The following is a 12,935-nucleotide window of genomic DNA, read 5'->3' as shown; positions in this document are numbered from 1 at the left end:
AACGCCATGGGTCCCCGTCCCGTACGCGCGCCGCGCGGCACGACACTGAGCGCCAAGGGCTGGCAGCAGGAGGCCGCCCTGCGGATGCTCATGAACAACCTCGACCCCGAGGTCGCCGAGCACCCCGACGAGCTGATCGTGTACGGCGGCTCGGGCCGCGCCGCGCGCTCGTGGGACGCCTTCGACGCGATGGTCCGCGCGCTGCGCGACCTGGAGGCCGACGAGACCCTCATGGTCCAGTCGGGCAAGCCGGTCGGCGTCTTCCGTACGCACGAGTGGGCGCCGCGGGTGCTCATCGCCAACTCCAACCTCGTGCCTCAGTGGGCGACCTGGGAGGAGTTCCGGCGGCTGGAGTCGCTCGGGCTGACCATGTACGGGCAGATGACCGCCGGCTCGTGGATCTACATCGGCACGCAGGGCATCCTCCAGGGAACGTACGAGACGTTCGCGGCGGTGGCGGCCAAGAGGTTCGGCGGCACCCTGGCCGGGACGATCACGCTGACCGCCGGGCTCGGCGGCATGGGCGGCGCCCAGCCCCTCGCGGTGACCATGAACGGCGGCGTCGCGATCTGCGTCGAGTGCGACCCCTCGCGCATCGACCGCCGGGTCGAGCACCGCTACTGCGACGTGCGCGCCGACAGCGTCGAGGAGGCGCTGCGGCTCGCGCAGGAGGCCAAGGAGGCCCGCCGGCCCCTGTCGATCGGCCTGCTCGGCAACGCCGCCGACATCGTGCCCGAACTCCTCGCGGCGGGCGCGCCCATCGACATCGTGACCGACCAGACCTCGGCGCACGACCCGCAGATGTACCTGCCGCGCGGCATCGCCTTCGAGGACATGGCCGACGCGCGCGAGAAGGACCCCGACGGCTTCGTCGCCAGGGCACGCGAGTCGATGGCCGCACACGTCGAGGCGATGGTCGGCTTCCAGGACGCCGGCGCGGAGGTCTTCGACTACGGAAACTCGATCCGCGGTGAGGCGCAGATCGCGGGCTACACACGCGCGTTCGACTTCCCCGGCTTCGTGCCGGCCTACATCCGGCCGCTCTTCTGTGAGGGCAAGGGCCCGTTCCGCTGGGCCGCCCTGTCCGGTGACCCGAAGGACATCGCCCGTACCGACAAGGCGATCCTCGACCTGTTCCCGGAGAACGAGCAGCTCGCCCGCTGGATCCGGATGGCGGGGGAGAAGGTGCACTTCCAGGGGCTGCCCGCGCGGATCTGCTGGCTCGGGTACGGCGAACGGGACCGGGCCGGGCTGGAGTTCAACAAGCTCGTGGAGAGCGGCGAGATCAGCGCCCCGATCGTGATCGGCCGCGACCACCTCGACTCGGGCAGCGTCGCCTCGCCGTACCGCGAGACGGAGGGAATGGCCGACGGCTCCGACGCGATCGCCGACTGGCCGCTGCTGAACGCCCTGGTCAACGCCTCCTCGGGCGCCTCCTGGGTGTCGATCCACCACGGCGGCGGCGTCGGCATCGGCCGGTCGATCCACGCGGGCCAGGTCTCGGTGGCGGACGGCACGCCGCTCGCCGCGCAGAAGCTGGAGCGCGTCCTCACCAACGACCCCGGCATGGGCGTCATCCGTCACGTCGACGCCGGGTACGACCGCGCGGCCGAGGTGGCCGCCGAACGTGCCGTACGGGTCCCGATGCGCGAGGCTTGAGCCATGGCGTTCGAAGACATGTGGGAGGCGTTGCGCCCCATCGGGCGGGCCGACGGCGGTGGCTACCGGCGGTTCTCCTGGACGGCGGCGGACCGGGAGTGCCGAGCGTGGTTCACCGAAGAGGCCCGGTCCCGTGGGCTGACGGTGGAGCGCGACCCGAACGGCAACCTGTTCGCCTGGTGGGACGCCGAGAAGAACACGGGCGCGAGCATGGGCGGCCTGATCGCGTCCGTGGCGAGCATCGCCGCGGACGCCATGACGGGCGACTTCCACGGGGAGCCGGTGACCGGACGCCGCGACGCCGTGCTGACCGGCAGCCACCTGGACTCCGTGCCCGACGGCGGCGCGTACGACGGGCCGCTGGGCGTCGTCTCGGCGTTCGCCGCGATCGACCTGCTGCGTGAGCGGGGCGCGACGCCCCGCCGGCCGATCGGCGTGGCCGTCTTCGCCGAGGAGGAGGGCGCCCGCTTCGGCGTCGCCTGCCTGGGGTCACGGCTCGCCACCGGGGCGATCGACCCGGCACGCGCGCGCGGCCTGCGCGACGCCGACGGCGTGACCTGGGGCGAGGCCATGGCCGCCGAAGGGTACGACCCCGAGGCGATCGGCCCCGACCCGCAGCTTCTGTCGCTCAACTGCTTCGTCGAACTGCACGTCGAACAGGGCCGGGCCCTGACCGCGCCGGTCGGGCTGGCGAGCGCGATCTGGCCGCACGGGCGGTGGCGCTTCGACTTCACCGGGGAGGCCGACCACGCGGGCACCACCCGGCTCGCCGACCGCCGCGACCCGATGCTGCCGTTCGCCCGTACGGTGCTCGCCGCCCGCGAGGCCGCGGCTCGGCACGACGCCGTCGCGACCGTGGGCAAGGTGCGGGTCACGCCGAACGGGGTCAACGCCATCCCGTCGTCGGTGGCGGCCTGGCTCGACGCCCGCGCACCGTCCGAGGAGGCCGTGCGCGCGACCGTGGCGGACGTCCGTGCCGCCGCGCGGGAGGCCGCCGGGCGCGACCGCGTCGAAGTGTCGCTGAGCGAGGAGTCCTACACCGAGGTGGTGGACTTCCACGCCGACCTGCGCGACCGGCTGGCCAAGACGCTCGGCGACCCGCCGGTGCTGCCGACCGGCGCCGGCCACGACGCCGGCATTCTCTCCGCGCACCTGCCGACCGCGATGCTGTTCGTGCGCAACCCGACCGGCGTCTCCCACGCGCCGGCCGAACACGCCGAACTCACGGACTGCCTGGCGGGCGTGGAGGCGCTCGCGGACGTACTGGACGAGCTGGCGTGCCGGTGAGATATCACGCCGCGCACGCGTGGCTGGACGGCGCGGTCGTCGCGGACGTACTGCTGGAGGTCGAAGGAACGCGCTTCACGTCGGTGGTCTCCGGCGTGCCCGCGCCCCCGGACGCCGTACGGCTGGCCGGGCTCACGCTGCCGGGCCTGGCGAACGCGCACTCGCACGCGTTCCACCGGGCCCTGCGGGGGCGCGTACAGGCGTCGCGGGGCACCTTCTGGACGTGGCGTTCGCAGATGTACACGGTGGCCGCGCGCCTGGACCCGGACAGCTACTTCGCGCTCGCCCGCGCGGTGTACGCGGAGATGGCACTTGCCGGGATCAGCTGCGTGGGGGAGTTCCACTATCTCCACCACGGGCCGGGCGGGGTGCCGTACCGGGACGCCAACGCCATGTCCGCGGCGCTGCTGGCGGCCGCCGAGGAGGCGGGCGTGCGGATCACCCTGCTCGACGCGTGCTACCTGACCGGCGGCATCGGCGACCCGCTGCTGGGGCCGCAGCTGCGGTTCGGCGACGGGACGGCGTCGGCGTGGGCCTCCCGGGTGTCGGCGCTGCGGCCGGGCGAGCACGCCCGCGTCGGCGCCGCGATCCACTCCGTACGGGCCGTGCCGCGCCGTGAGCTGGGCGAGGTCGCCGAGTGGGCGGCCTCACACGCGGCGCCGCTCCACGTGCACCTGTCGGAACAACCGGCCGAGAACGCCGCGTGCCTGGAGGCCTACGGCCGGACGCCGGCGGCCCTGCTGGCCGAGACCGGCGCGCTGGGACGGCGGACGGTGGCCGTGCACGCGACCCACCTGACCGCCTCGGACGTGACCCTGCTGGGCGGTACGCGCACGGGTGTGTGCATGTGCCCGACGACCGAACGCGACCTGGCCGACGGCATCGGCCCGGCCCGCGCCCTGACCGACGCCGGTTCGCCGCTGTCGCTGGGCTCGGACCAGCACGCGATGATCGACCTGTTCGAGGAGGCACGAGCGGTCGAACTGGACGAACGCCTGCGCACCCGCGAGCGAGGCCACTGGACCGCCGCCGAACTCCTCACCGCCGCCACCGCGGACGGCCACACGGCACTGGGCTGGCCGGAGGCGGGCCGCCTCGCCCCGGGCGCGTACGCGGACCTGGTCACGGTGACGCGCGACTCGGTCCGCCTGGCGGGCGCGGCCCCGGACCACCTGGCCGAGTCCGTGGTCTTCGCCGCGTCCCCCGCCGACGTGCGGGATGTGGTCGTCTCCGGCCGCCAGGTCGTCCGCGACGGTCACCATCTCCTCGTGAAAGACGTACCCGCCGCCCTGACCGAGTCGATCGCCGCGGTGACGGGTTGAACGGACGGCCGTGTTGACCGCGTCGCTGCCGTTCATCCGGATGGTTTCAGCGGCAGGTGGACCCTGGCATCATGTCGCCCGTGCACCGACGAATGCTTTCACTGGCTCTCATTCCGGTGCTGCTCTTTCCTGTGGCATGCACTTCCTCTCGCCTCTCGGCAGAACGTCCCAGAGCCAAAGGTGAGGCGGTCGTCGTACTCGCTGGAAACGGCCGGACCGTGCAGCCGAGGCCGAACGCCCTCGCCACCCGAGTCGGCTTCGACAGGCCGAGCGCCATGGCTTATTCGGCGGCTGACGGGGCTTTGCTGGTAGCCGCCAACCATGAAGGCCAGGGGCAGATCATAAGCATCGGCAGGAATGGGCGCGTCGGGGTCCTGCAATCGGAACTTCCGGGCCCGGTCCGGGCGATGGCGGTGCGCGGGTACAAGGTATGGACTCTATGGCCCGCACAGGATCCCTCCGACGCGAGCTGGTCGGCGCTGTTCCGACAGTCATTGGACGGAGACGATCCCGTCCCGCTCTTCGGTGGCTACGACGAAGACCGGGGCGGCTATAAAAAGGCGTTGACACAAGTGGATCGGAAGGGCGCTCCCGTGTCCCGGCGGGCACAACGCGAACTCTTCCGTTCATGGAATCCGGTGGGCCTCCATGTCCCGGTGAAGGGTTCTCCCATCGTGGCACTTGCCGACGGGCGGCTCTTCGAAGCCCTGGGCAGGTCCAAGGTTCGTCAGCTCGTTCCCAAGGGCTACCGAAAAGCAGTGGACGCCGTGGACGGGAAGGCGTTTTCCGCATTGGCGATGGCCGATGACGTACACGGAGGTTTCGTCGTTCTGAGCCCGGCGGGAGCCGTGCGGGTGCCGGTGGACGGAGCCGCGGAGGGAGTGCGCTTTCGCCCCCGGATCCCACCTGCGGTCTACAAGGGCTGGTGGAAGGAATGGGGCGCGACGGTGCTCGGCAACGGTGACGTGCTCGTCGCCGCGCAAGGGCGGCTCTATCGAGCGGGCCGGGACGGGGGCGTGAGGGGGATTCCGACGGGCAGAGCCGTGACCTGCCGCGCCGCGTCGAAACTGTCCGGCTTCGGGGTCCCCGCGAGAACGCGGCTGCTACGGCTGCCCGACGGACAGGTGATGATGTCGGCGGTTGATCAGTGCTATCGCGTGTACGGTTTCAAGCTGCCGAATTCGTGAGCGCCGCCAGGTGAGATCGACCGGGTGCGGCGGCCGGTGCCGCCCAGCACGACCCAGACTCCGGGCTCGATCTCGCGGGACCGGGTGCGGATCTCGTCGCCGAGGTCCTGCGGCCACCGGGTGTCGGCCGACCAGCGGACCGCTCTGAGCCGGGCCTCGGTGAGGTCCGCTCCGGTGAGGTCGGCGCCGGTCAGGTCCGCGCCCACGGCGTCGGCCCGGACCAGGCGGGCGCGGCCGAGCCGCGCTCCGGCGAGGTTCGCGCGGGCGAGGCGGGCGCCCGTCAGGTCGGCGCCGGTCAGCTCGGCCGGTGCCAGGTCGGCGCCGGACAGGTCGGCCCCGGTGAGGTCGGCGCCGGTGAGGTCCGCGCCGGCGAGGTTGGCCCGGGCCAGGTTGGCGAACAGCAGGTCGGCGCGGGTCAGGTTCGCGCTCATCAGCTGCGCGCGCGTCAGGCGGGCGCCCGCGAGGTTCGCCCGGAGGAGGTTCGCCGAGATCAGGTCGGCGTCGGTCAGCGTCGCGCCGGTCAGGTCCCGTCCGGTCAGGTCGGCGCCGATGAGGTTCGCGCCGGTCAGGTCCCTGGCGACCAGGTCGACGCCGACGAGGTTCGCGCCCGGGACGGGGGGGAGCATGTCGGGCGTACGGTGTCTGCCGAGGTGAACGTCGGCCGTGGCCTGGGCTCCCGCGGCGATCAGGAGCCGCGCCCACCAGGGTGAGACGGTCAGATGCACGCAGGGCCGCAGCGGCCGGGCCGCCGCGACGAGTCTGGCGGCCATACGCCTAGCGTCGTCGGTCATCCGCGGCCCCCTCTCGTGCCGGTGTCGTGCATCTCACTCGCAGAAGATACGGCCTTTGGGGCCCCTCGGAGGCCCGGTCCCGTTCGCCGACGGCGATCGTGCTCACGGCGGCCATGCCGCCGCCAGCGAAACGAGCCCGGCGGCGGGTCCGCCCGCACGCATCGACTCCCGCCGCCACGCCATTCGCCGAACCCGGACTCGTCGATTTCCTCGTGTCGGGGTGTCGAGAGCCGGGCGCGTACGGGTTCGTGGACGGCGGTACGACCGGTGACGGCATCAACGGCGCCGTCGGCGGTGATCGCGGTCAGGTCCGTACGCCACCCGGCAGCGGCCGCCGTGATGCGGAAGCCGTCCGGTAGCCGTGGGGGGCGGATGCTGGGCGCGCCGCGAGATCCGTCGTGCCTTCCGGGCACTTCCGCTGGTGGGCGTGCGCGTTCCGGGCGAGGACGGCGGGTGCCCTCGGCGACTCCGGGCAGTGTGGTCGTCGGCCGGCGGGGCCCGGGAACGGGGTGGCACGGCATAGGCTCGCCGCGAGATGCGTGTGGCGATGCTCGGGCCCCTGCGGGTCCGCGACGGGGACGGCCGGCCGGTCGAGGTCGGTGGGGCTCGGCTGCGGCTGTTGCTGATCCGGCTGGCGCTCGATCCCGGGCGCGTCGTCACGGCCGACCGGCTCGCCGACGACCTGTGGGGAGACGGTGCGCCCGCCGATCCGGCCGGGGCGCTGCAGACGCTCGTCGCGCGGCTGCGGCGGGCCCTTCAAGGCGAGCGTGCCCGCCTTGTGTCGCATCCGGCCGGTTACCTGCTCGACGTCGCGCCCGCGGACGTCGACGTCCTGGCGTTCGAGCGGGCCGCGGCGGACGGCCGTGCCGCGCTGGCGGCCGGTGAGCACGCTCAGGCGGCGGAGCTGCTCCGTGGCGGCCTGGACCTGTGGCACGGGACGCCCCTCGCCGACGCCGCCGGGGCGCGGTTCGCCCTCGCGCCCGCCGCGCGGCTCGAAGAGACCCGTCTCACCATGGTCGAGGACCTTCTCGCCGCCGACCTGGCCCGGCGGGCGCCCACGGCCATCGGTGAGATCGAGGCCCTCGCCCGCGAGCATCCCACGCGGGAACGCCTGCACGCCCGGCTCATCCACGCGCTGCGCGCCGCCGACCGGCGGGCCGAGGCGCTGGAGGCGTACGAGCGCGTCCGGCGGGAACTGGCCGACCGGCTCGGCGTCGACCCCGGGCCCGAGCTGCGCGAGGCGCACCTCGCGGCGCTCCGCGAGGAGAACCGCCGCGGCGTGCCCGCGCGGGCGACCAGCTTCGTCGGCCGCGAGACGGAGCTGGCGCGGGTCCGTGACCTGCTGAACACGCACCGGCTCGTCACGATCACCGGGTTCGGCGGCACGGGCAAGACCCGCCTGGCCCTGGAGGCGGCCGACGCGGCGGCGACGTCCGTACGGCTGGTCGAACTCGGGTCGGTCGCCGACCCGGCACGCGTCGTGCCGGCGGTCACCGCGGCGGTCGGCGACGGCGACCTGTTCGGGAGCGGCGCGGACCGTACGCCGCTCGAGCGCCTCGGTTCCATGCTCGCCGGGCACGACCTGCTCCTCGTCCTCGACAACTGCGAGCACGTCGTCGACGCCGCCGCCCGCCTCGCCGAGCATCTCCTCGCCGCGGCGCCGGGCGTCACGATCCTCGCCACGAGCCGGGAGCCCCTCGCCATCGCGGGCGAGGCGCTGGTACCGCTGGCGCCGCTCGGCCTGGACGGGCCCGCCGTCGCGCTCTTCGCCGACCGTGCCCGTGCGGTACGGCCCGGCTTCACCGCCGACGACGCGGTGACCGGGATCTGCCGCGAGCTGGACGGCATCCCGCTGGCGATCGAGCTGGCCGCCGCGCGGCTGCGGTCGATGACGCTCGGGCAGCTCGCCGAGCGGATCGGCGACCGGTTCGGGCTGCTGGAGCGCGGCAGCCGCACGTCGCTGCCGCGCCACCGTACGCTGCGGGCGGTCGTGGACTGGAGCTGGGACCTGCTCGACGACGCCGAGCGCGCGGTGCTCCGCCGGCTGTCGGTCTTCCTCGGCGGCGCCACGGTGGAGGCCGTCACCGAGGTCTGCGCGCCCGCGACCGAGCCTCTCGACCTGCTCGCCGGACTGGTCGACAAGTCGCTGCTCATCATGGCCGAGACCGACCAGGACGTCCGGTACCGGATGCTGGAGACCGTCCGCGAGTACGCCGGGGAACGGCTGGAGGAGTCGGGGGAGGCCGAGCGCGTACGGGAGGCGCACGCCGCGTACTTCCTGGCCCGCGCCGAGACCGCCGAACCCCGGTTGCGCGGCCCCGGGCAGCTCGCCTGGCTGGCACGTCTCGACGCCGAGCAGGGCGACCTGGACGCCGCGCTCGGCCACGCGATCGGCCGCGGCGACCACGGGCGGGCGCTGCGCCTCATGGCCGCGCGCACCTGGGCCTGGCTCATCCGCGGGCGGCGGCGTGAGGCGGGCGAGTGGGCGCGGGCGGTCCTGGCGGCCGTCGGCGACGAGCCTCCGCCCGGCCACGAACCGGACCACGCCATCTGCCTGCTCATCGCGCCCCACCCCGATCCGGCCCGGGTGAAGCGCGCGCTGGAGGTGACCCGGCGCTCCGACCGGCCCGCCGCGCTCGCGGCGTGGACGATGGCGAGCGGCTACTCGGACGGGCCGGAGACGATCCGCGCGCGTGCCGAGGAGGCGATCGAGCGGTTCGGCGCGGCCACCGACCCCTGGCTGCGGGCCATGGCCGACATGGCGTACGGGGTGGTCGAGTTCGAGTACGTCGCCGGAGGTGCGAGGAGGGCCGAGGAACGGCTCCGCGCCGCTCTCGACGGCTTCACGGCCGCGGGCGACCGGTGGGGCCAGGCGGTCACGCTGTTCGCGCTGGGCAACGTGCTGGCCAACCGCGGCTCGTGGCCGGAGACCGTGCGCGCCCTCGAACGCGCCCATGCCCGCGCCGCCGAGGTGGGCGGCGCGGAGGAGATCCCGGCCCCGATGATATTGCTGGTCCGGCTCGGCGAGGCGCGGATGCGGGCCGGCGACCGGGACGGCGCGCGGGCCGATCTGGAGCGCGCGCTGACCGCCGCCGAGCGCGGCGCCGACCCGATCGCGCTCGCCCGGGTGCGGCGCGCCCTCGGCGATCTCGCGTACGCCGAGGGCGACATCGCCGAGGCCGTGAGCTGGACGAGGGCCGCGCTGGCCGGGGGGTGCGACGCGCCGCCGCAGTTCGTCGCGCTGCTGCACATGTCGGGGGCGCTCGCCGAGGCCGCCCTCGGTGAGCACGGGCGCGCCGACGAACTGCGCGCCCGCGCCCTCACACTGATCGCTGACACGGGCGACGACGTGGCCCGTGCGAGCGTCCTGGAGGAGGCCGCCGCGTGGTGCGCCGACCCGGCCGATGCCGTGGCGGTCCTGGCCGCCGCCCGTAAGCTGCGGGGCATCGAGGACACCGGCGACCCCGGTGTGCGCTCCCTGCTCGCCCGCTGCCGCGCCGACCTGGGGGAGGAGGCGTTCGCCGTCGCCTGGGAGCGCGCTCTCGCCGACCCGGAGGCGTTCGCCGCTCAGGCCAGCGCCCGCAGGTAGTCGTCGACCGGCGCGTCGTAAACCCCGATGTAGCCGTCGGGACGTACGAGCACCAGGCCGTCGGTGCCGTACGCGCGGCGCGCGTGTCCCGCCGCGTCGACCAGGTCGGCGCCGTCGTCGCCGACCGTGTAGGCGCGGACGGCGGCTCCGTATCGCTCGTTCACCCGGGCGACCGTCTCCGCGTGCCCCTCTCCGAAGGCCAGCAGCGTGAAGTGCGGGCCGCGGAAGACGTCGAACAGGCGTCCCTCCCGCAGCGGTGCGTCCGGCGCCCGCTCCCCGGCCTTCCCGCCGCCCACCGACAGCGAGGCGCCGGGATAGCCGATGCCGAGCTGATCGGTCTCCCCGCCGCGGCGGTACGCCTCGGCATGGCGCTCGGACATTCCCCGGTACAGCCGGGTGCTGAGGCCGAGCACGCCGGCGGCGACCGGGAGCCGCTCCTCCTCGTAGGTGTCCAGCGCCCGCTCGGCGGCCAGCTTCCAGCCGAGGTTGTAGGCGTCCTGGACGCCGGTGTTGAGGCCCTGGCCGCCGGCGGGGGAGTGCACGTGCGCGGCGTCCCCGGCCAGGAAGACCCGGCGGTCACGGAATCGCTCGGCCATCCGGATGTTGACCCGGTAGACCGACGCCCACCCGACCTCGCGCAGCCGGACGTCCGACACCTCCGAGACGATCTTCTGGAACGTCGGGAGCGTCAGTTCCGGCGTGTCGGTGCCGATGAGCGGGGCGGTGAGCTGGAAGTCCTCGGTGCCCGGCAGCGGGCAGAGAGCGAAGCGCGGCGTCCGGCTCGCCGTGTCGCCCCAGAAGTGCCAGTGGTCCCGGTCCACGTCGTCGGTACGGACGTCGGCGATGAGCATCCGCTCGGTCTCGTGCGTCTCGCCCGCGAACCCGATGCCGAGCCGTTTGCGCACCACGCTCCGGCCGCCGTCCGCGCCGACGAGGTAGGCCGCGCGGATCCGTTCGCCGCCGGCGAGCACGGCCGTCACCCCGTCATCGTCCTGCTCGAAGTCGATCAGCTCGCCCCGCTCGACCCGCCCGCCGAGCTCGGCCAGCCGGTCGCGCAGGATCTGCTCCGTCCGCCACTGCGGGAGCATCGGGGCCGTGGGATACGGCACCTCCGGAGTCGGCTCCTTCGGTTCGTGCATTCGGCCCTCCCAGACGACCTCGCCGCCCGCGTACGAGCGCAGCGGCGGGTACGGCGCGCCGGCCGTCAGGACGGCGTCCAGCACGCCGAGGTCGTCGAAGACCTCCAGCGTGCGGGGCTGCAGGCCCTTGCCGCGCGACCCGGCGGGCCGCTCCTTCTCGATGATCCGGAAGTCGGCGCCCCGCCGCGCGAGGTCGCACGCCAGCGTCAGCCCGGTCGGCCCGGCGCCGACGATCAGTACTCGTGTCTCGTTCATGGCCCGTACGGTGCCGGGCGCCGCTGTCAGCTCACCGGCATCCCGCTGTCAGCCGGACGCCGTCGAGTATCAGCCGCAGGCCGTGCTCGAAGTGCTGCTCCGGATGGGGCGCGGTCAGGTCGTCCGCGGCGGCGACGAGGTTGGGGTGCCGCACCGGGTCGAGGGCGGCCGTCAGGCGCTCCGTGGCCTCGGCGCCGCCGTCGGGCAGCCCCGCGGCGAGCTGCTCCTCGATGACGTGGCCGACGACGAAGTAGTTGAGCGTGTCCACCGCCCACAGGGCGTCCCGGCCGCTCAGCCCGGCCTCCCGCAACAGGCCGGCCATGGTCTCGCCGTACGCCAGGGCGTTCGGGAGCGGAAAGAACACGCCGGAGAACACGTGGGCGCCGTCGCGGCGCGACAGCAGCGCCCGGCGGAGGCGGCGGGCCAGCTCGGCGGCCCGCTCGTGCCAGGGCGGGCGCGTGTCCAGGTCCTCGGTCAGACCGGCGAGCATCGCCTCGGCCATGGCCTCCAGCAGGGCCTGCTTGCTGGGGAAGTGCCAGTACGTCGCGCCGTTCTTGACGCCCAGCGCGGTGGCGAGCCGGCGCATGGTCAGGCCGTCGAGGCCGACCTCGTCGAGCAGGTCCAGGGCGGCCGTCAGCACGTGGTCGCGGGTCAGCCGCATGGCGCCGTCCTCTCGGAGTTCACGTTGACAGACGCGAACAGTATGCCGCAGACTTCAACGTCGTTGAAGTTCAACACTGTTGAAGTATCTGGGGAGGGCACATGCGCCGGGTCTGTTTCCGCTCGTACGGCGGGCCGGAGGTGCTCAAGACCGAGGACGCGCAGCGACCGGAGCCGGGCGAGGGCGAGCTGCTGGTCGAGGTCGGCGCGGTCGGCGTGACGTACCCGGTCGTGCGCCTCACCCGCCGGCCCGACGTCGCGCTGCCGCACGTGCCCGGCGGTGATGTCGTCGGCCGCGTGGTGGCGGCCGGGCCGGGGCTGGCCGAGCGGGTGGGCGAGCGGGTCGCGGCGCTCGCGTTCGACGGGGCGTACGCCGAGCTGGCGGTCGTTCCGGCGATGTTCGCGTTCCCGGTGCCGGACGCGGTGGACGACGCCGGGGCGGTCGGGCTCGTCCGCGGTGGGCAGGTCGCGCTGGGCGCCCTGCGCGCCGGCGCCGTGCACGCGGGGGAGTCCGTGGTGGTCACCGGCGCGGCCGGAGGCGTGGGGCACCTCGCGGTCCAGCTCGCACGGGAGCTCGGCGCCGCGCGGGTGGTGGCGGCCGTGGGCGACCGGGCCAAGGCCGGGTTCGTCCGCGACCTCGGGGCCGACGAGGCCGTCACCTACGACGAGGAGTGGGGTGCGCCCGCCGACGTCGTGGTCGACGGGGTGGGCGGCGACGTGCAGGCGGCGGCGCTGCGAGCGCTGGCCCCGCTCGGCCGGCTCGTCGCGTACAGCGGTGCGGGGCGGCCCGTGGACGTGAACGAGCTGCGGGCGCACGGGCGGTCCGTCGTGGGCTTCGCCATGCGGCCGTTCGTGGCGGGACGGCCGGAGGCGTACGCGCGGCAGCGGGAGGAGCTGTGGGACCTGTACGCGCGTGAGCGACTGATCGTGGGCGTGCACCGGACGCTGCCCTTGGAGGAGGCCGCCGAGGCGCACCGGATCATCGAGCGCCGCGAGAACCGGGGCCGGGTCCTGCTGCGCCCCTGACGTCTCGGATCCGAGACGGC

At 74.3% G+C, this 12,935-nt stretch carries 9 protein-coding genes; 6 read left to right on the top strand and 3 right to left on the bottom strand.

Annotated elements, in window-relative coordinates; translation table 11 throughout:
* Positions 1-6 precede the first annotated feature (6 nt).
* The 4 genes from hutU to QSK37_RS05900 all read left to right on the top strand — a co-directional run bounded on the left by hutU (position 7) and on the right by QSK37_RS05900 (position 5,455).
* Complete coding sequence (hutU, locus tag QSK37_RS05915) at positions 7-1,659, top strand: urocanate hydratase (protein ID WP_285618101.1); 1,653 nt, start codon at positions 7-9, stop codon at positions 1,657-1,659.
* A 3-nt stretch (positions 1,660-1,662) separates the two neighbouring features.
* Entirely contained in the window at positions 1,663-2,946 is a 1,284-nt protein-coding gene (locus QSK37_RS05910) for an allantoate amidohydrolase (protein ID WP_285618100.1), read from the top strand.
* On the top strand, positions 2,943-4,268 hold the full coding sequence (locus QSK37_RS05905) for a formimidoylglutamate deiminase (protein WP_285618890.1): 1,326 nt from the start codon (positions 2,943-2,945) through the stop codon (positions 4,266-4,268). The genes QSK37_RS05910 and QSK37_RS05905 overlap by 4 nt, the downstream gene beginning before the upstream one ends.
* A gap of 71 nt (positions 4,269-4,339) precedes the next feature.
* A complete protein-coding gene (locus QSK37_RS05900; RefSeq protein ID WP_285618099.1) occupies positions 4,340-5,455 on the top strand; it encodes a hypothetical protein in 1,116 nt (371 codons plus the stop codon).
* On the opposite strand, the gene QSK37_RS05895 is transcribed toward QSK37_RS05900, so the two are convergent.
* Positions 5,419-6,225 (bottom strand): pentapeptide repeat-containing protein, encoded by an 807-nt coding sequence (locus QSK37_RS05895; RefSeq protein WP_285618098.1) that lies wholly within the window; start codon positions 6,223-6,225, stop codon positions 5,419-5,421. The genes QSK37_RS05900 and QSK37_RS05895 overlap by 37 nt on opposite strands.
* Positions 6,226-6,781: 556 nt before the next feature.
* On the opposite strand from QSK37_RS05895, the gene QSK37_RS05890 reads away from it, so the two are divergent.
* Positions 6,782-9,835: an AfsR/SARP family transcriptional regulator gene (locus QSK37_RS05890; RefSeq protein ID WP_285618096.1), complete on the top strand. Its 3,054-nt coding sequence runs from the start codon at positions 6,782-6,784 to the stop codon at positions 9,833-9,835.
* Here the strand turns inward: QSK37_RS05890 and QSK37_RS05885 are convergent.
* Both QSK37_RS05885 and QSK37_RS05880 read right to left on the bottom strand, forming a co-directional pair.
* Positions 9,814-11,229 carry an FAD-dependent monooxygenase gene (locus QSK37_RS05885; RefSeq protein WP_285618094.1) on the bottom strand — a complete coding sequence of 472 codons (1,416 nt, stop codon included), beginning with the start codon at positions 11,227-11,229 and terminating at the stop codon, positions 9,814-9,816. The two genes, QSK37_RS05890 and QSK37_RS05885, sit on opposite strands and share 22 nt — an antisense overlap.
* A 31-nt stretch (positions 11,230-11,260) precedes the next feature.
* Complete coding sequence (locus tag QSK37_RS05880; protein WP_285618093.1) at positions 11,261-11,890, bottom strand: TetR/AcrR family transcriptional regulator C-terminal domain-containing protein; 630 nt, start codon at positions 11,888-11,890, stop codon at positions 11,261-11,263.
* A gap of 101 nt (positions 11,891-11,991) precedes the next feature.
* On the opposite strand from QSK37_RS05880, the gene QSK37_RS05875 reads away from it, so the two are divergent.
* Positions 11,992-12,915, top strand: coding sequence for a quinone oxidoreductase family protein (locus tag QSK37_RS05875; protein WP_285618091.1), 924 nt, complete (start codon positions 11,992-11,994; stop codon positions 12,913-12,915).
* Positions 12,916-12,935: the final 20 nt, after the last annotated feature.

This window comes from Actinoallomurus iriomotensis (assembly GCF_030269445.1).
GTDB lineage: Bacteria > Actinomycetota > Actinomycetes > Streptosporangiales > Streptosporangiaceae > Actinoallomurus > Actinoallomurus iriomotensis.
This window is presented reverse-complemented; position numbering and strand designations above follow the sequence as displayed.

What these genes read in the sequence shown, in the direction of transcription:
- QSK37_RS05875 (WP_285618091.1), top strand. Translation starts at nt 11,992, where the DNA reads ATGCGCCGGGTCTGTTTCCGCTCGTACGGCGGGCCGGAGGTGCTCAAG.
- QSK37_RS05895 (WP_285618098.1), bottom strand. Translation starts at nt 6,225, where the DNA reads ATGGCCGCCAGACTCGTCGCGGCGGCCCGGCCGCTGCGGCCCTGCGTG.
- hutU (WP_285618101.1), top strand. Translation starts at nt 7, where the DNA reads ATGGGTCCCCGTCCCGTACGCGCGCCGCGCGGCACGACACTGAGCGCC.
- QSK37_RS05880 (WP_285618093.1), bottom strand. Translation starts at nt 11,890, where the DNA reads ATGCGGCTGACCCGCGACCACGTGCTGACGGCCGCCCTGGACCTGCTC.
- QSK37_RS05910 (WP_285618100.1), top strand. Translation starts at nt 1,663, where the DNA reads ATGGCGTTCGAAGACATGTGGGAGGCGTTGCGCCCCATCGGGCGGGCC.
- QSK37_RS05900 (WP_285618099.1), top strand. Translation starts at nt 4,340, where the DNA reads ATGTCGCCCGTGCACCGACGAATGCTTTCACTGGCTCTCATTCCGGTG.
- QSK37_RS05885 (WP_285618094.1), bottom strand. Translation starts at nt 11,229, where the DNA reads ATGAACGAGACACGAGTACTGATCGTCGGCGCCGGGCCGACCGGGCTG.
- QSK37_RS05890 (WP_285618096.1), top strand. Translation starts at nt 6,782, where the DNA reads ATGCGTGTGGCGATGCTCGGGCCCCTGCGGGTCCGCGACGGGGACGGC.